Source organism: Romboutsia lituseburensis (assembly GCF_024723825.1).
Taxonomy (GTDB): domain Bacteria; phylum Bacillota; class Clostridia; order Peptostreptococcales; family Peptostreptococcaceae; genus Romboutsia_F; species Romboutsia_F lituseburensis_A.
On sequence record NZ_JANQBQ010000001.1, the window covers coordinates 885,597 to 905,011 of the forward strand.

Annotated in this window: 21 protein-coding genes; 6 read left to right on the forward strand and 15 right to left on the reverse strand. The window is 27.6% G+C overall.

Going from position 1 to position 19,415, the window contains the following annotated elements; genetic code table 11:
* Positions 1 to 127: 127 nt before the first annotated feature.
* Positions 128 to 1,378, forward strand: coding sequence for a guanine deaminase (guaD, locus tag NWE74_RS04430; protein ID WP_258242025.1), 1,251 nt, complete (start codon positions 128 to 130; stop codon positions 1,376 to 1,378).
* Between the two features lie 86 nt (positions 1,379 to 1,464).
* On the opposite strand, the gene NWE74_RS04435 is transcribed toward guaD, so the two are convergent.
* Both NWE74_RS04435 and NWE74_RS04440 read right to left on the reverse strand, forming a co-directional pair.
* On the reverse strand, positions 1,465 to 2,253 hold the full coding sequence (locus tag NWE74_RS04435) for an EcsC family protein (RefSeq protein WP_258242026.1): 789 nt from the start codon (positions 2,251 to 2,253) through the stop codon (positions 1,465 to 1,467).
* A gap of 150 nt (positions 2,254 to 2,403) precedes the next feature.
* Positions 2,404 to 3,018: a DUF4397 domain-containing protein gene (locus NWE74_RS04440; protein WP_258242027.1), complete on the reverse strand. Its 615-nt coding sequence runs from the start codon at positions 3,016 to 3,018 to the stop codon at positions 2,404 to 2,406.
* 209 nt (positions 3,019 to 3,227) lie between these two features.
* Here NWE74_RS04440 and NWE74_RS04445 point away from each other — a divergent pair, with 209 nt between their 5' ends.
* From NWE74_RS04445 to NWE74_RS04465, 5 genes are all read left to right on the forward strand, one after another.
* The gene (locus tag NWE74_RS04445; RefSeq protein WP_258242028.1) at positions 3,228 to 4,586 is read left to right on the forward strand and encodes a rhodanese-like domain-containing protein; all 1,359 of its coding nucleotides are present in this window, start codon (positions 3,228 to 3,230) and stop codon (positions 4,584 to 4,586) included.
* A gap of 652 nt (positions 4,587 to 5,238) precedes the next feature.
* Positions 5,239 to 6,402, forward strand: a complete 1,164-nt coding sequence (locus NWE74_RS04450) for an MFS transporter (RefSeq protein ID WP_258242029.1) — start codon at positions 5,239 to 5,241, stop codon at positions 6,400 to 6,402.
* A 72-nt stretch (positions 6,403 to 6,474) separates the two neighbouring features.
* Positions 6,475 to 7,191, forward strand: coding sequence for a DUF4184 family protein (locus NWE74_RS04455; protein ID WP_258242030.1), 717 nt, complete (start codon positions 6,475 to 6,477; stop codon positions 7,189 to 7,191).
* A 78-nt stretch (positions 7,192 to 7,269) separates the two neighbouring features.
* Entirely contained in the window at positions 7,270 to 7,857 is a 588-nt protein-coding gene (locus NWE74_RS04460; RefSeq protein WP_258242031.1) for a DUF2284 domain-containing protein, read from the forward strand.
* 181 nt (positions 7,858 to 8,038) lie between these two features.
* Positions 8,039 to 8,815, forward strand: coding sequence for a CPBP family intramembrane glutamic endopeptidase (locus NWE74_RS04465; protein ID WP_258242032.1), 777 nt, complete (start codon positions 8,039 to 8,041; stop codon positions 8,813 to 8,815).
* 69 nt (positions 8,816 to 8,884) lie between these two features.
* On the opposite strand, the gene NWE74_RS04470 is transcribed toward NWE74_RS04465, so the two are convergent.
* The 13 genes from NWE74_RS04470 to NWE74_RS04530 all read right to left on the reverse strand — a co-directional run bounded on the left by NWE74_RS04470 (position 8,885) and on the right by NWE74_RS04530 (position 19,403).
* Complete coding sequence (locus tag NWE74_RS04470; protein WP_258242033.1) at positions 8,885 to 10,129, reverse strand: hypothetical protein; 1,245 nt, start codon at positions 10,127 to 10,129, stop codon at positions 8,885 to 8,887.
* Positions 10,130 to 10,221: 92 nt separating this feature from the next.
* A complete protein-coding gene (locus NWE74_RS04475; protein ID WP_258242034.1) occupies positions 10,222 to 10,929 on the reverse strand; it encodes a flagellar brake protein in 708 nt (235 codons plus the stop codon).
* A 221-nt stretch (positions 10,930 to 11,150) separates the two neighbouring features.
* On the reverse strand, positions 11,151 to 12,953 hold the full coding sequence (gene ade, locus NWE74_RS04480) for an adenine deaminase (RefSeq protein WP_258242035.1): 1,803 nt from the start codon (positions 12,951 to 12,953) through the stop codon (positions 11,151 to 11,153).
* A gap of 2 nt (positions 12,954 to 12,955) precedes the next feature.
* Entirely contained in the window at positions 12,956 to 13,228 is a 273-nt protein-coding gene (locus NWE74_RS04485; protein WP_258242036.1) for a EutN/CcmL family microcompartment protein, read from the reverse strand.
* 17 nt (positions 13,229 to 13,245) lie between these two features.
* A complete protein-coding gene (locus tag NWE74_RS04490) occupies positions 13,246 to 13,665 on the reverse strand; it encodes a hypothetical protein (RefSeq protein WP_258242037.1) in 420 nt (139 codons plus the stop codon).
* Positions 13,666 to 13,670: 5 nt separating this feature from the next.
* Positions 13,671 to 13,946, reverse strand: a complete 276-nt coding sequence (locus tag NWE74_RS04495; protein ID WP_258242038.1) for a BMC domain-containing protein — start codon at positions 13,944 to 13,946, stop codon at positions 13,671 to 13,673.
* A gap of 44 nt (positions 13,947 to 13,990) precedes the next feature.
* Positions 13,991 to 14,353, reverse strand: coding sequence for a BMC domain-containing protein (locus tag NWE74_RS04500; protein ID WP_258242039.1), 363 nt, complete (start codon positions 14,351 to 14,353; stop codon positions 13,991 to 13,993).
* 11 nt (positions 14,354 to 14,364) lie between these two features.
* Positions 14,365 to 14,805 (reverse strand): hypothetical protein, encoded by a 441-nt coding sequence (locus NWE74_RS04505; protein ID WP_258242040.1) that lies wholly within the window; start codon positions 14,803 to 14,805, stop codon positions 14,365 to 14,367.
* A 12-nt stretch (positions 14,806 to 14,817) separates the two neighbouring features.
* Positions 14,818 to 15,081 carry a BMC domain-containing protein gene (locus NWE74_RS04510; RefSeq protein ID WP_258244416.1) on the reverse strand — a complete coding sequence of 88 codons (264 nt, stop codon included), beginning with the start codon at positions 15,079 to 15,081 and terminating at the stop codon, positions 14,818 to 14,820.
* 59 nt (positions 15,082 to 15,140) lie between these two features.
* The gene (locus NWE74_RS04515; RefSeq protein WP_258242041.1) at positions 15,141 to 16,481 is read right to left on the reverse strand and encodes a UbiD family decarboxylase; all 1,341 of its coding nucleotides are present in this window, start codon (positions 16,479 to 16,481) and stop codon (positions 15,141 to 15,143) included.
* On the reverse strand, positions 16,482 to 17,036 hold the full coding sequence (locus NWE74_RS04520) for a UbiX family flavin prenyltransferase (RefSeq protein WP_258242042.1): 555 nt from the start codon (positions 17,034 to 17,036) through the stop codon (positions 16,482 to 16,484).
* A gap of 89 nt (positions 17,037 to 17,125) precedes the next feature.
* Positions 17,126 to 17,737, reverse strand: a complete 612-nt coding sequence (locus NWE74_RS04525; RefSeq protein WP_258242043.1) for a cysteine hydrolase family protein — start codon at positions 17,735 to 17,737, stop codon at positions 17,126 to 17,128.
* A 118-nt stretch (positions 17,738 to 17,855) separates the two neighbouring features.
* Positions 17,856 to 19,403, reverse strand: a complete 1,548-nt coding sequence (locus tag NWE74_RS04530) for a dihydroorotase (RefSeq protein ID WP_258242044.1) — start codon at positions 19,401 to 19,403, stop codon at positions 17,856 to 17,858.
* Positions 19,404 to 19,415 lie beyond the last annotated feature (12 nt).

Sequence of the window (19,415 nt, forward strand, 5' to 3'; positions counted from 1 at the left end):
TTTAAAACAATATTATTGAATATTTTCGAATAAATCTTCATATATATTATTTATATAAAATTCATATTATTAGTGTTTATATAATTTTATTAAAAAGTAACAAGAATTTTTTATTAAGAGGTGTTTTATGAGGATTATTAAAGGAAATATAATTTTCACCCCTACACATGACAAGTTTGAAATTATAGAAGATGGATATATAATTTTATCTGACAATATTATTTTAGATATATGCAAAAAATTGCCTGAAAAATATAAAGATTATGAATTAATTGACTACAAAGATAAACTTATAATCCCTGGGATGAATGATTTACACTGCCACGCTCCTCAATTTAGAAACCTTGGTATTGCTATGGACAAAGAGTTACTTCCTTGGCTTAATGATTATACATTCCCTGAGGAGTCTAAGTATATTGATGTAAACTATGGAGAAAAAATGTACTCTAGGTTTGTAAATGAAATTTATAAAAATGGTACTACTAGGGTAGCTGCATTTGCTACTATACACAAATCTTCTACCTTAAAACTAATAGAATTATTTAAACAATCTGGTATTGGCGCATATGTTGGTAAGGTTAATATGGATAGAAACTCTTGTGATACTTTATGTGAAAATACTTATGATTCTATAAATGATACTATTGATATTATAGGTCAAACATTTGATAAGTCAGAACTAGTTAATCCGATAATAACGCCTAGATTTGTTCCTACATGTAGCGAAACTTTACTTAAAGAGTTAGGAGCTATAGCAGTAAAACACAATATTCCTGTTCAGTCTCATTTATCAGAAAATATTGGTGAGATAAACTGGGTAAGAGAACTTCATCCAGATTCAAAGTTCTACGGCGATGTGTATAATAAATTCAATTTATTTGGTGATACGCCCACATTAATGGCACATTGTATACATTTAACAGATGATGAAATTAACCTTATGAAAAACAAAAATGTTTATGCGGTTCACTGCCCTACCTCTAATGCTAATTTAGCTAGTGGAATAATGCCAATAAGAAAACTACTAGATAACAATATAAAAATAGGATTTGGAAGCGATGTAAGTGGAGGTCATAGTTTTTCTATTTTTAAAACTATGGTTTATGCTATTGAATTTTCAAAGCTTACTTGGGCTCAAAATAAAGAATATGATTTCTTAAGTTTTAGCGAGGCATTTTATATAGCTACTAAAGGTGGAGGATCCTTCTTTGGAAATATTGGTAGTTTTGAAAAAGGTTATGATTTTGATGCACTAATTATTGATGATCATGATCTTAACTTTGATAATTATAATTTAATAGAGCGTTTAGAAAGGTTTGTCTATTTAGGAGATGATAGACAGATTTATCATAGATATGTTAAAGGTTCATTAATATAAAAACTTAATTTATTTTTATTTATAAAATTAATTAATATTTTTTCATAAAAAAGTTCTTGGATTATGTAAATAATCCAAGAACTTTTTTATTTATATTTGTTTAAATTTTTATATTTTTTTATCCACCATCTTTCTTTAGTATCATTTATATATAATTCTTTTTCTAAATGTCTCATATGATATGCATATATAGCAAATTCACCTAACTTATCAACTAACTTATTGTTTACATATGCACCTACAAATGCTCCAATACCAGGTGCTAACTGCAACAATTTAGCTAGATCTATATAATCTCTATATTCTTGTTGAAATGATCTCCAATTAAAATCATTTATATCCTCAGATAAAGTTTCTTTATATTCATCCCAATGCTCCATCTTTTCAAATATGTAGTTTACATGATTTTGACTTGAAAATGCTAATTGAAATATATTTAATATATATATCCTCTCTCTATAATCATTAACGTCAAATCCATATATACTAGCCAATTCATATAAAAGTTTTATTTTTATACTCAGTAGTAATGGTAAGTCTGCTAAACCTATTAATATACCACCTGCTCCTGTTCCTGCTCCTTCTAAAACTGCTGTTGTTTTATAATTTTTAATTTTTTCTTTAGCCAATATATCTCTTTCTTCTAAATCTAAATTTTGTATTGGTGGCTTAGTTGTATATTTTGATCCTAACAAAACAACTTTTGTCATATTTTTAATTGCAGTTGTTATTACTTCATGATATTTATCTGGTAAGATAGAGTTTAATTTGTTTTGAGTTCCTTTTGATGCTTTATTTATTATAGACGGTTTTTTCCTCATTTTATTCTGCCATTTAATTAATTCTTTCACTTGTATACTATTGTATTCTTTCATTTAATCACCTTTTATCTATTTAGTATATTTATTATATCCCATTTTGCGGTACTAATCACCTACAGTTATGCAATTTATTAGTATTATGAAATGAAAATAAGGTTAGAATAGCTTATTTATCTAACCTTATTCTTTATTTTTTATATTTTACTACTTACATACATAAGTATTTCCATCTACAGATTGAACCATCTGTAGATTTTGTGCATACCCAACTATATACAATGTATATATTCGTTCTACTTTATACTCAAATTTTCCTGTTGATATAACATCGCCCGTTATTCCATCTTTTACTGAAATATTGTATATTCCTGGTGGTATAAATACATATGGTGTTTCATCACGATATGCAACATTATTTAATGATGGAACATCATTAAGCAATAAATCTATAAATTCTATATCAGGACATAAATTTACAGTTCTTCCTACTGCATCTTGCTTAGAAGGCTGTTGCTCTATATCCTCATCTACAACTAACAAAGTTTCTTTTCCTTGGTTTCCTGTAATCGCTATTGTAAAAATTTGATCGGTAGGCAATCTAAGTGACGTTCTTATTATTGGATTAGATTTAGTACCCGCTTCATAAATATCAACCTTATGAGTACCTATAGGAACATAAAAATAAGATGTAAAGTCTTTATATTTTAAGTCTGAAAATATAAGTATTCCATCTCCATATATGTCCACCGCCATATTTATTGGTAGTGCATTGAATACTCTAACTAAAGTTTTTGTTGGTTTAACTTTAAAACAATCCATGCTTTTATCCCTCCCCTAAAATTCTTCTTGATAATAGGATATGTTAACTATTTAGCTTTTGTTCTTTTTATAATTTAGATATTAATTATAGATAATATCTATAATTAATATATCTCTTTATATTTTTTTTCTATATTAATTTACTAATATCGTATACTTTGTTAATATAATCTAACTTAAATATATATTTAAATAGAAAGGAAGTTCTAATGAAACTTAAATTAAAAACTACATTAACCTTAAGTATCGCTGCACTACTTAGCATATCATTACTATCTGGTTGCGCTAAAAAAGCTGATAATACTCAAGAAGCTAACATCAAAACAATATCAACTAGTGACTTAGAGAAAAAATTAGACGATAAATCTTGGGTAATAGTCGATACTCGTATAAACGATGCTTATAATGGTTGGGCATTAGATGGTATAAAAAGAGGTGGACACATAAAAGGAGCAGTCGATTTCTCAGCAAATTGGCTAAATGTTGACGCTAAAAATAAAGAAAAGACCTTAGAAAAAGCATTAGAAACTAAAGGAATAGATAAAGATAAGAATATAGTACTATATGATTCTAATGAAAAAGACTCTAAGGAAGTATATGACTACTTAAAAAACAAAGGGTATGATAATTTATATACATATAATGTAAATGAATGGGCCAATGATAAAAACTTACCTATGGTGCAGTATAATAATTATGAAATGATAGTTCCAGCTCAAGCTGTTAAAGAATTGTTAGATGGAAAAACACCTGAAACATTTAAAAATTCTAAAAATGTAAAAATTGTTGAAGCTAGCTGGGGTGAAGAAAAAGAAGCTTATTTAAAAGGACATGTTCCTACTAGTGTTCATATAAATACTGACACTATAGAACCACCACCTAGTTGGATGATGGCTAGTGACAAAGAACTAACTAAATTTGCCAATGACTACGGATTTACTAAAAATGATACTGTAATAGTTACTGGACCTGATGTAATGGCATCTTATAGAGTTGCTGTTGTTCTTAGATATATTGGTATAAACGATGTTAGAGTTTTAAATGGCGGAAATGATGCATGGGTAAGTGCCGGGTATGAACTTGAGACTAAAAACAACCCTAAAATATCAGGAAATGACTTCGGAGCTACAATACCGCAAAATCCTGACTTAATAGTTACTATACCAGAGCTTAAAGAACAATTAAAAAATTCTAAATTTACTTTAGTAGACATACGTAGTTGGGATGAGCATATAGGTAAAAAAAGTGGCTATAGCTACCATAACAAAAAGGGACGTATACCAGGATCTATTTATGGCTATGCTGGAACAAGTTCAACTACACTTGAGGACTATCGTAATATAGATAATACAATGAGAAACGCAGATGAAATTCAAAATTTATGGAAATCACAAAATATAAATACTAATAACCATCTTGCATTTATGTGTGGAAGTGGATGGAGAGCAGCTGAAGTTCTAACTTATGCTAATGTTATGGGATTTGACAATACATCTTTATATAGCGATGGATGGATTGGCTGGAGCAACGACCCTTCAAATCCAACAGAAACAGGAGAACCTAAATAATTTTTAACATGAAAAAAATTAATTTTAAAAATATCTTCTGTGCTTTTGCAAAGGTTGTTCAATTAATTTTATTTATAGGTGTTTTTATTTTACAATACTTAACTAATAAAAGTGCTGGTGTAATGCATCATGTATATTATAAAAGGTATCAGTTTGAAAATACAATTTTTTCAAATTCTAACTTAAAAATAAAGAGTTATTTTGTAATTTTTATATCAGCATTATTTTTACTTTTACTAATATGCTCTTTCTTAAAAAATAAAAATCTTAATTTAAAATTAAAAATAATTTTAGGTTTTATACTTTCAGTAGTTCTATATATAATTATGATGAGCGGATTATTTAATTCACTATTAGCTTTTCATTATTTTATATTTTCATTTGCAGCAATTGTATTTATTCAATTAATTGTTGTTTTAATTAATTTTAAACAAAACAGTTAACCTTCTTAGGTTAACTGTTTTTTATTTAAATTTTTTGTATACCTTTAAAATAAATTTATATATAATATCATTTTTAATTAAAATACGCTCAATTATATGCAAGTTTTTACTTGTTTATTTAATGTGCTTTATTAAATATATTTAGTATGAATTATTACTATTTTCATATTGCTTATATTGTGGTATATTCATACAGGGAGGAAATCATCATGACAAAATTTTATGCAAAATATTTAACTCTTTTTATTGGTTTAGGTGCTTATAATACATTTTTACCAGTATATTTAGAAAAAACATTAGGATTTAGTTCATCTCAGGTTGGGATGGTCGTATCAATACCTTCTATAATTGGTATTATATTTGTTCCTATATGGGGCCTTATAAGTGATTTATTAAAAAAGCAAAAATCTGTCCTTTGGTTTAATATATTGCTGTCACTTTTATTTACAGTACTTTATATTATTACAGATTCGTTTATTCCAGTGTTAGTAGTTACTACATTCCTTGAAATGTTTAGAAACTCTATACTACCTTTGACTGACTCTATAACTACATCATTTTGTAAAGAAAATAATAAAAATTATGGTAGCATAAGAGTAATTGGCTCTATGTCATTTGCTATTTCATCATTTTTATGTGGTCAGCTTATAAAAGCAACAAATAGCAACATAATGTTTTTATATGTATTTATAGTTAGTATGATTGGATGCTTATTAATAACTCCTATATTAGATACTACTACTAAAGTTGAACATAAAGAAAAATTAAACTTAAAAGAAGATTTACCAAAATTATTTAAAAATAAATCATATATATTAATATTAGTTTGTGGAGTTTGTGTAGCTTCATTAACAGAAGCTATGATGTCTTATCAAGGAATTCATTTAATGAGTCTTGGCGCTGGTGCTGAACTTGTTGGTCTTCTTACTGTATTTATGGTTATTCCTGAATTATTTTTTATGGTAAAAAGTAAAGATTTAGTTGAAAAATATGGATTGGTAAAAATGATAGGATTTGCAAGTTGTGCTTTATTAGTTAGATGGACTGTTTATGCATTAACAACTAACCCTTGGTTATTTATGGTTGCTACATCTATGCACGGTATCGCTATTTCTATTATGATAATTTGCGCCTTTGACTTCATTGGAAAAGTAGTTGATAAAAAGCTTTATACTACATCGATGACTGTTTATACTTTTACTATAGGTGTTTCTTATTCGCTTATGAAGTTGTTATATGGAACTATGATAGACTTATTTGGAATAAATTCAATATTTATTTTTTCTATAGGTGTTTCATTATTTAGCTTCATTGTTTTAAAGTGGATAAGTAATTTAGATATTGTTAAATCTAAAAAATCAGAAATTGCATAAACAAAGTCATAAAATAACTTATTAAAGTTGTTTTATGACTTTTAATATTTAATCTATAAAGGAGGTTATTTTATGCCATTTACATTAACTCACCCAGCTTTAGTTGTTTTTAATAAAAATAAAAATTTTAATTTACTAGGTTTAATTTTAGGATCTATGGCTCCTGATTTTATATATTTTATACTTTTTAATCCAAGTAGTAGCTTAGGCCATACTTTAAATGGTTTTATTTTTGTTAATTTACCTTTATGTTTTTTATTATCTTATATAATAACTAAGATTATAAAATATCCTTTTATATCAAATTTACCATTTGGCCTCTCTAAGTATTATACTTATTTATTAGATGATAAAAATAAATCTATAAATTTAAAGAGTGTTATAGTATTTACCTATTCTTGCTTAATCGGAATGCTAACACATGTATTTTGGGATGCCTTTACTCATAAGACAGGATTTTTTGTTACAAATATAAAATTTTTAACAAAAAGTTTTAATATATTATCATTCAAAATACCTATCTATAAAATATTGCAACATGGAAGTACTATTATAGGCTTTTTTATAATCTTAGCTTTTCTTTATAGTATAAAAAAAATTTCTTATAAAAAATTTTATTGCAATAAAATCAAATATCATTTAATTGCTTTTATTTTTTTGATTTTAACTTTAATTTTAAGCTATTTATTATTTAATAATTTCGGTATAGGTAGATTTGTTGTTACTATTATAAACGGACTGTTTATTGGATATTTTATCTCATCACTTATATTTATGACAAGGTACTAGATAAAACATTTAATATCATTGACATAATAATACTATAATAATAAACTCTAATTAAAATAATAATTAGGAGTTTTATTTATGATAAATTTAAATTTCAATAAAGATAATAATAAAATCAATTTAAAAGCAAATGTGTGTTCAAATGATATTTTAAAAAACTATATGAACTTTGATTATTTTACAGGTCTTTGCAAGGATGGCTGCCCTCATTATAATTTAAGCTATACTTGTCCTCCAAATAGTCCTAAATTTACTGATTATACTAAAAACTATAATTACTCTTTAGTTATAGCTATGTATATGGAGATAGATAAAGATCAAACTATCAATGATATTCATCCTTACTTAAGGAGAGTTTTATCTGATCTTCTAATCCCTCTTGAAAAAGAAGTTAATGGTCTATTAACAGATGGAGGTCGCTGTCGTTACTGTGAATCATGTACCTATATGGATAACCTACCGTGTAGATATCCAGACAAATTAAGATTTAGTATGGAAGCTATGGGAATAGATTTGGATAAAGTCTGCAAGGATATACTTAATCATTCTATTGTATGGGATAATAATGAAAATAGCTATTGCACAGTACTTGGCTCAGTTAATTTTAATGATTTACCAGATGATAAACTAGAAAAAATTCTATTAAGTTTAGTTAATTCTATATAATATTTTTTTAATAATATTAATAAATTCTACTTTTACATATTATAGTAAGGTAGAATTTATTTTTTTAACATTTATGTGCTATTATATTCTTTCTACTTGGCATATAATAAACCTATAATAATTTAACCTTTTTATTACGATTGAATTATTTTATTATTTTTTAATTGTAGAGGTGGAAAATATGATTTCTAAAGATTTAAAATACTTTTTTATAACATTAGTATTTTTATGTATAATTGGATTTTCAGTTACCATATATACTACTAATCAAAATATCTTAACTTATGGTTCACCCATTTTTATGATATTTTATGGTATCTCTGGATATTCCCCTGCTTTAGCTGCTTTAATTACAATAAAAATATTTTCGTCTAATTATAGTTTTATTAATTTTGTAAAAAATATTACTAATATAAGAAAAAGTTTTAAAGAATATTTCTATGTTTTAGTTGTAACTTTAATTTTGTGGACAATTCCATTTATTGTTGTTGAATTTCATAGAGGTAAAAGCATTTTACTTAATGAACCATTAATCTCATTAGTTTGGATAACACCTATTATGATATTTGGTGGTGGCTTAGAAGAAATTGGTTGGAGAGGATATTTGCTGCCTAAACTATTAAAGAATTACTCTTATTTTACAAGTTCTTTGATAGTAGGATCTATTTGGTCGTTATGGCATTTACCCCTTTGGTTTGTAGTTGGAACACCTCAACAGGGAACTAATTTTCTCCCTTTTGCACTTACATGTATTGCATCATCTTTTATACTCACTTACATATATACTGAAACAAACAGTATTTGGCTTTGTATATTATTCCATGCATTAGATAATGCGTGTTCTTATGTATTTAAATATGATGTCGGCATGCATATAGTTGTATCTATAGCTACTTGTGCTGCTGGATTCTTTATATTTTATTTTTCTAAAAAATATATTAGACTAAAATCTATTTAAATTAGTAAATAAAGCAAAAAACTCATTTGTAGTTCTTATTATATTTATTACTACAAATGAGTTTTATTTTTATAAACTATTAATTTTATTTCTTAAATCATCTCTTAACTTTACTAATTCTTTATATTTATAAAAAAATTTTATCTTTTCATCTTTTACACTTTTTCCCGTTGGTTTATCTTCTAATACAAAATAACTAAAGGTTTCAGCTATATCTTCACTTGGATCTGTTGATGCATATTCATCTACAAAACTATTTTTATGCCTTTCATAAAAATATAAATTATCATTATTTGAATTTCTGTCATCAATTATATCGGTCCAGAAACTTTTATAAAATTCATTTATATATGAATTTTTCTTAGATGATATTCCTTCTTCACAATAATTTTCTGTATCATAATCATATGTATAAACAACTTGATGACTATTTAAACTCATATAATGAAAATATTCATGAAAGATAGTCTCATAAAAATAATTGTTATTTTCTTCATTAAATACATCTTTTGGATCTATATTAATTATCCATCTACTACCGTCTTCGTTATTAGGTGCTACAGAAGCTAATTCATTATCTTTTCCATCTGTTGAAAAATATATTTCATCAAAATTTTCAAGTCCATAATGTGGTAATATATGTTTTATATTTTTCCATATGTTTTTATATTCAGCAAGATTTGAATTGGATAGTTCGTCAGGTGTTATATTCTCTATATTTTCATACTTAAGTTCTAAGTTTTTATTTATTTTGAAAACTGCTTCTAATTCTAAATTACTACCTTCTGTTAAATATGATACTAGTATATCTATCTGCTTTAAATTATAATCTTCAAGTACTAACTGTATGTTTTCTAATGATTCGTAATTTCTAGATTCATAAGATTGTATTTGATCTTTTAGATAATTATAATCACTTTTACTTACTATTAATTTTAACTTTTCTAATGTTTTATTTTTTAAATTATACTCATCATCTGTATATTCAAGTTCATATCCATTAAGTAGATATTTTATTGTATAATTATTTAACTTATCATTTATAATTTTTGATAAACTAAGCTCTAACAAATTAGGTTCTAGTTGATTTTGATTTAATCTACTTTCTGATAAATATGTTTTTAGAGTTAACAACATTTTAATTTCATTTTTTTCTTTTGATGTTATTTTATTATTTAACATCCCTAAATTTTCTTCTGCTATTTGGTCTATATCATTGCTAGAATAAACATTATAAATATTGTTGGTAATTATTAATGTTCCTATTATGACTATAAACACAATAAAAATTGATGTCTTATTAAATTTTGTCATATGTCTTTCCTCCATGTATTATTATATACAAAAAACTGCTTTAAAACGTAGTTTTAAGGCAGCTATATTTAGACTAGTTAAAATTTTAGTTTCTAACTTTTAATCTTTAGATTTTTAGATTGCATTTTTCTATTATCAAATATAAATCTAGATATTTCATTTTTTTGTTTATTATTTAAATCTTCAAATTTAATATGATAGAAATATTTTCCATTAGAGAAATTTTCTCTCTTTTTAACTATATAACTTTTTATCTCATAAATTTTATCTTCTATATCAACTTTTACTTTTATATTTTTAGTTTGATATATATTTTCATATGTTTCCATAAGCATCCCTCCAACACTTATGTCTAATGTGCTTCCTTCATATTCTGTAATTTCTTTGGGTAATAGTGTATAGATTACATCTAATGAAATTGGCAATCTATAATTATCTCTTCTTTGTTTTTTTTCTATTGGCTGGGTAATTTTACCTTTATAATATGTAATATCCTCTTTTACAATTTTTTCTATTATAGTTACTCTTGTTGTATATAGCCCTGTGTAACTTACAAAATCTATTTTTATATTGTTCCCATTTTTAAACCTTACATGGTCATATTCATTTATAGGACATCTGAAAACTACCTCTCTACTATTTATACTTTCCACATCTGTTGTATACGTTTTTCTATTATAAATCATACGTACCATCAAATTTACGTCTTTCTCCAAAACTTTGCTATACTCATCAATTGACCTGTCTATAGCTTTTTCTGCAGACTTTTGAGTCATTTTTGAAAATAAATCAAATATCACTTTATCACATCTCTCCTAATTTGGTTTAATTGTCTATGTTTTAAGTATAATAAATTTTTTATTTTTTGTATATATTATTTCATACTACAAATAATTACTTATTTCTACATTTTATTATATTCTCAAATAATTTCATTTCCCAATGTATATATGTTTTTTATTTAAAATAAAAAAGAAACTATAAAAATATAGCTTCTTTTTATAATTTTAAGTAACAAAATTTAAACTATAGGGTTTAATATTTCAAAATTATTGACATCTATAAGACCTTTATCTGTTATCTTCCACTTTGGACTAGTTGATAATGCTAAGAAAGATAGATGCATAAATGGAGCACGTAATTCCCCCCCTAAATCATTTCTTACTAATTTTTCTAACTTAGATATTTTTTCACTTACTTCACTTCCTGTAAGTTCATCTGTTATAAGTCCTCCTACTGGTAATCTAAGTTCTTCTAGTACTTTGCCATTATTTGCAACTGCTAGCCCTCCGCCCATTTCTATAACTTTATTAACAGCAACTACCATATCTCCTATATTAGTTCCAACAACAGTTATATTATGAGTATCATGAGCTACGCTTTCTGCAAAAGCACCTTTTTTAAGTCCGAATCCTTTAACAAATGCCTTTCCTATATTATTATTTCTACCATATCGTTCTACACAAGCTATATATAATAAATCATTAGCTACATTACTCTGAACTACACCATTTCTAACCGTAGTTTCTTCCTCTATGCATTCAGTTAAATTTTGATCTGGTATTGCCCTTATACATCTGACTGTAACATTATTTTTTTCACTTCTTATTTCTAAGTCCGCATCTATTAATATTTCTCTTTTAACTGAATTTTTTACACAATTTGGATAAGTATATTTAGGTAAAGCTACTATTAACTCACCTTCAGCTGCAACTAATTTTCCATCTATAAACACAGCTTCTACATCCATTTTATTTAAATCATTTATAATAGCAATGTCAGCTACTTTAGATGGAGATAGTACCCCTCTATCTTCTAGACCAAAATATGTAGCCGGATTTATAGTAACCATTTGTATAGCTTCAATTGGGTTTACACCTTGATTAATAGTTCTTTTAACTATTTCATTCATATGGCCTAATTTTTCGAGATCTTCAGATACCATATCATCGGTTGCTAATATACATCTTCTAGAATCTAATCTTTCTTCTGTAACAGCTCTTATACACTCTGCCATATTTTTTTGAGTTGATCCTTCTCTCATAAATACATATACACCTTGTCTTAACTTTTCTATACACTCTTCTTTTGTCGTAGTTTCATGGCAAGAGCATTTGCCTCCAGTACATATTATATGAGCTGCTAGTTCCTCTCCAAATAATTCAGGAGCATTTCCATCAACTACTTTTCCTATACTTTTTGCATATGTAGTTGATGCAAGTAAATCCGTTATTATTTCTGGAGTATTTCTGTATACATGTTTTGCATTACTAAAACCTTGTAATTCTCCTATTCCTATAATATTTTTGTAATTTAGCAAGTCTTTCATATCTTTAGAACTTACATCTACACCTGCAGTTTCTAAACTTGGGCAATCTGGCGTTAACGCTGGCACTACAAGTCTAACATGATTTAACATCTTACTTGCTTCATCTGCCATAGCTTTCATACCAATAGAACCTAGTGCATTTCCTATTTCATGTGGATCTGCTATTAATGTTGTGGTTCCTGATGGTATAGAAAGTCTTGAGAATTCAGTTATAGTCAGCATACTACTTTCAAAATGCATATGAGAATCTATGAACCCAGGAGATAAATACTTTCCTTCAACATCTACTACAATAGTATTTTCCCCTATTAAACTTTCGCAATTTCCAACCATTAATATATATTTCCCTTTTATAGCAATATCTGCTTTATATACTTCTCTTGTTAATACATTTACAACACTCCCACCATACAAAACAATATCTGCATGGTGTTTATCACTCATAAGAGTGTCTATTAACTCTTTATATTCCATTGCTTGTTTTATATATTTCAAACTTAATCCTCCCATACGTCTATATTATCAACTATACCTATTATTGCAGCATTTATTGATGAATCATATTTTTTAGCTGCATTTCTAGCAGCTGTTCCTTCTGTAAAAATAACTAACTCACCTATTCCCGCTCCAACTGTATCTACCGCAATTAATGGCTTTCCATCAAATTCATTCTTAAAATTTAAAGGTTGAGTTATCATTAGTTTACTTCCAACTAATGAGTCATCTTTTCTAGTTGCAACTACTGTACCTATAACCTTACCTATTTGCATTATTTCATCCCCTACTTTTATTTATTAAAAATTAGCTCTATATTCTTTTGTTTTATATAATCATGAGCTAATGGAGTTATTATAGAATTTTTAGGTATTATAATTTGATTTTCATCAAAATTATTTAAAATATCATTTAGTGTTATTATTAATCTTGTATTTTTTTCTGAATTTTCTTGTTTATTATGACGTTCATAATTAATATTATTTTTAAGATCAGTATATTTCATATCTGTTTTTGATTTATCTGTTTTACCTTTATTCTCATTTAAAATTCTTATTACTTCGTTTATTTTAGGATGATTTATAGGAACCATTATAAATGAATTTAAATCAAGCTTAACTTCATTGTTATCTTTCTTAGCTTCTAAAGGATTTATGGTCTTATTTCCTATATTGCTTAAGATACTTTGAGTTAAGCTTTTTTTATTTTCCATATATATTATTCTCTATTAAGTATGACTCTTTCTACCTCTGAATGTGGTCTTGGTATTACATGAACTGAGTGGAGTTCTCCAACATTTCTAGCTGCATCTGCTCCTGCATCAACTGCCGCTTTTACTGCCCCTACATCACCACTTACCATAACTGTTACAAGTCCAAATCCTATTTTTTCATATCCCATCAATGTTACATTAGCTGACTTTACCATTGCATCTGCAGCTTCTACAGCTCCTACTAATCCTTTAGTTTCTACCATTCCTAGTGCTTGACCCATAAACTTATACCTCCTAAATTTGTATATCTTTATTTTTATTTAAACTATTCCTCTTTACTTCCCTCTTTTTTCTTAGAAATTTTATTAACCTCTTTTTTAGATTTCTTTTCTTTTAAATTGCTTTTAAATTCATTTATTAAAAAATCAATTTCTTCATGTGGTCTAGCTATTGTTTTACTTGAAACTATTGTTCCAACCTTATTTCCAGCTTCAATCCCCGCTTCAATAGCTGCATTTACTGCCGCTACTTCTCCTGCAATATGTATAGTAACACTAACTGATTTTGCTACCCCTATTACCTTATCATATCCAACTAGTGTAATATCTGCTGCTTTACTAGCTGCATCTAATGCTGCTATTGCCGTTGTTAAACCTACTGCTTCTATCATACCTAGGGCTTTTCTCATAGTACTCCCCCTTATTTAGCTAAATCTCTTAAGCTAGTTATTTTTTTTATTTGTTTTTCTGATGTATGTTTTTTTATATTTTCTTCACACTTACTATTTAAATTTAAACTTTTAAGACTTTGAGTTTTTATTTTAGGTTTAGTTTTACTAAAAGGTTCATTAGTTTTGTTATTAGATTTATTTAGTAAATCATTTATGCTATTTTTTTGAGATGATTTTTCTTGAATTATAGTTTTTGAGTTAATATTTTTTTTAATTTCGTTTATACTATTTAAAGAATTTAAACTTACTTTGTTTTTATATAATATATTTTTTAAAATGTTTTCTTCTTTTTCATTTATATTTTTTATACACTTATCATCAGTATACTTTTCTAATTTTTCCTCTATTTTTTTATTTCTTGATTTTTTAGATATATTATTCATTATTGTTCTAGCTAGTGGGTTTGCCATTTATTTCACCACCTATAATATTTTGCTTACCTCATCATGTGGTCTTGCTATTACATTTGTCGATATTATTTCTGCAATTTTTGCTGCACTTTCTTCTCCATTTTCTACAGCTGCATTAACTGCTGCAACGTCTCCTCTTACTATAGCCGCAACTATTCCAGATCCTACTAAGTTTATATCAACTAAATCAACATCTGCTGATTTTAACATAGTATCTGCAGCTTGTATTGCACCTATCATACTTTTCACTTCTACAATCCCTAATGCTTTCAAAATTTTCACCTCTCTTAAGGTTCCTTTTAATACTTATTAAACGTATTTTATTTATATTTTTATTAAAAATAATTAGTTATATCAATGTCTTCATATTCCGGTATTATAGCTCTTATAAAACTTTCTTCATTTAATGGTTTAGTTGCATCTATACCTATTTTATCACTAGTTCCTTTATATACATGTGATGCTTCAAGTGCACTACCTAACGCATTTTTGATTATAACAATATCGTCACTAGCTTGTACCCTAGATGCTAGCGCAAATTCAACATCTTTATATGAGTATATGTCAACATCACTATCAACTATGACTACATGTTTTAAATCTTTACTACTTCCTAGTGATGACAATATTGCACTTTTTCCATCGCCTTCATTTTTTTTATCTATACTAACTATAGCATGTAATCTACACCCTCCACCTATAGTTACATTTACATCTTTAACATCTACTACACTACTTAATGCACTATATATTTCAACTTCTCTTATAAGTCCATTTGATAGATGTTCTTCTCTGCAAGGAAAGGCATGCTGAAATATTGGATTATCTCGATGCATTATAGTTTTTATCTCCATTACAGGATTTGGTGCTACTTCTCCATAATATCCCATTAATTCTCCAAAAGGCCCTTCTGTAATCTTTTTATTAGGAACAATTTCACCTTCTAATACTATCTCACAATATGCAGGAACTTCTATATCGACACTATAGCATTTTACAACTTCTAATGCTTCACCTTTCAATGCACTATAGACTTTATGTTTGTCTAGTCCATACTTTGATGAACTTATCTGAGATGCTATTAAATATTCAGCATCATACCCTAAAACCACTGCACATTCTACAGGCTTATTGCTTTCTTCGCTTTTTCTAACTATTTTTCTCAAATGAGGTGATGCACCTGATATAAGAGTACTTATATTAGTTTTAGAATTTACCTGAAATCTTCTAACCGCCATATGGATATCTCCGGTTTCAGGGTCTTTGACTAAAAGCATTCCTGCAGTTATAAAGCTTGAAGAATCTTTTTCGTGAGACGTAGGAGTTGGAAATAATTTTGTTATATCAATATTTTTAGTTATTATATTTTTTTTGATAGGTCCTGTGTAAATTAACTTTGTTTCTTGTGGATTTGCTATAGCATCCATAAATTTAAAAATTCTATTTTCTTTGTTCATATCCATAAGATCATAAAATATTTGTCTATTTCCATAAAGTCCACCAACCAATGGCATATCATAGCCTTTAACATCTTCAAATATAATTGGCACTTCATTATCAAAATATTTAAGCACAGCTCCTAACTCAAATTTAGGATTGACTTTTTTCCTACAAATCTTGGTATAATTTAAGTTATTTAATTTATCTAATGTATACCTTAACATTTGAGTTTCCATCTACTCACCCCATCTTTTAAGTAAATTATGGTCTATACCTAATTGATCTAGGCTTCTACCAACTATAGATGTTACAATATCGCTTAAGTCCTGAGGATGATTATAAAAACCTGGTGTAGGAGGCATAATAGTTACGCCTAAATTAGAAAGTTTCAGCATATTCTCTAAATGAATAGAGCTAAGTGGTGTTTCTCTTGGTAAAACCACCAACTTTCGTCTATCTTTTATACAAACATCTGCAGCTCTTGTAAGTAAACTATCACTATATCCACAAGTTATAGCAGATAAAGTTTTCATAGAACAAGGAACTATGATCATTCCATCTGTTTTAAATGATCCGCTTGCTATAGGGGCTGCTAAATTATAGTTTTCATGATAAAAGTCTGCCATATCTTTAAGCTCGTCTAAATCAACTCCGCACTCATGATTCACCACATACTCACCCATATTAGATACTACTAAATGAGTTTCTATATTGAGATTTTTTAATGCTTTTAATATTCCTAGTGCATAAATTGCACCACTTCCTCCAGATATTCCTACTATAATTTTCATATAGTTTTCTCCCATCTTTAATTTACCTGTATTAATATAAATTTTAAGTAAGAAGCATGTATAAGCCTCTTACTTAAAATTTTTTCCACTTATTCTACTTTATTTTCTTTATCTCCACCGCCTTGCCATGGATCAATACCTTTTTCCCAAGCATCTATATATTCATCTATTGTCATAATTTTAGTAAATATACTTAAATCTCTTAATCCCGCTTCATGCATTTCATCATTTTTAGAATGTACACCATCACTTAAAGTTATAACTTTGTATGCATTATATAAAGCATCACTTGCTGTACTTCTTACACATACATTAGTCCAAACGCCTGTTACAACAACAGTATCTAGGTTTTCCTCTCTTAAATACAAATCTAAATCTGTGTGTGCAAATGCACTATGTCTTCTCTTAGGTATAGTATATTCTTCACCCTGTGGATATAAATCTTTTATAAAGTCAGATCCCCAAGTTCCTTTTACAGCATGAACTGGTCTCACTCTGAAATCAGCATCATTTTTTCTATGCGCTTCTTGTATGTGTATTAATTGAACATCATCAAGACCTCTTGCATTTCTTTCTCTTACCCATGCAAATAGCTTTTGTAAATTAGGTATAATTTTTTCTCCTCCTGGACATCTAAGTGGAGCTTTCTCTCCAACAAAATCATTTAACATATCTATAACAACAATACCGTGTCTTGGCATAAATTAAATCCTCCTATAAATTTATATACTTAATTTGTAAATTAAGTCGTGCACTAATTAAAGATTATATCCGTACATAACTCAATAATTGTTAACATAATATTATTATCTGTTTAAATTAAAATTTTATATTTTTATCTAACTTCATTATTTGTTGTCTCTTAGTAAACTTACCAAATCCTGGTTTTACCATTATACCTTTTATATTTTTAACATGATTTAATATAACTTCTGGATGGTCTTTTCTATAACTTACTTTATATTCTCCGCTTGTTAATTCTTCTGGGTTGTTAAATACTACATCGTAGCTATCTAAATTTCCTAATGTACCATTTTCTCCATCTTGATATATTAAGTTCCCTCTGATTACAGTTTTAAAAACTTTTCCTTTTAATTGCATTCCTTCAAGTGGAGTATATCCACACATAGATACCATAGTTTTAGGATCTATAGTCCATTCTTTTTCTAAATCTATTATAGTAAAGTCAGCATCTGAACCTATATTTAAAGCTCCTTTTTTAGGATATAATCCATAATGTTTAGCTGCATTTGTACTTAATATATCAACTAATTTGCTTAAAGATATTCTACCTTTGTTATATCCTTCGCTTACAACAACTGGAACCATAGTTTCAACACCTGGTATACCTGGGAATGAAGTCCATATATTCATACCTTCTTTGTGTTTTTCACTTTCTATTTCATAAGGAGCGTGGTCTGTAGCTATAAAGTCTATACTTCCATCATTTATTCCTTGCCAATGTTCTTCATTATCTTTTTTAGTTCTAAGTGGTGGAGCTATTTTTGCAAGTGGACCATATTTACTCATAGATTCTTGATAATTTAATGTTAAGTAATGAGGGCAAGATTCACTTGTTATATCTAATCCTCTCATCTTAGCATCTTTAACTAATTTAGCACCTATACCTGTACTCATATGAACTATATGAAGTCTAGCCCCACTAGCCTCTGCAAAACTTATTCCTAATTCTATTGCAACTTTTTCAGCTAGCTCCATTCTAGCTTCAGCCCATGCTGGCCCATCAAGTCTACCTTCATTTTTAAATTTATTAACATAAAAATCACACATTGCAAAATTTTCTGCATGAATTCCTATTGGAAGTCCTGTTTTAGAAACTGCTTTAAAACATTCATACATCTCAGGGTCTGTTACCCTTGGATATGTTGGAACTGATGGAGTCATATATACTTTAAATGCTACTACACCATAATCTGCTTGTTCCTTAACATTGTGCATCCAACCTTCTCTAACATCTTCACCTGTAACACCACCCCACATAGCATAATCTACTACTGCTTGAGGTCCACATATACCTAATTTAGTTTCAAGCTGTTCTATACTTCTAACAGAAGGAACTGAACAACATGGCATATCTATTATAGTTGTAACACCTCCTGTTGCAGCTGCTGCTGTTCCTGTTAAAAAGTTTTCTCTATGTGGGAATCCTTGATACATAAAGTGAGTATGTGAATCAATACATCCTGGAATCGTTAAATTTCCATTTGCATCTATTACATCTTTAGCATCTATCATACTTATATCATCAACAAAACCTGCTATTTTTTCATCTTTAACTAATATATTAGTTACTATTGTATCGTCACCTTGTGGTATTCTTGCATTTTTTATAATTACATCAACCATAATATTAATCCT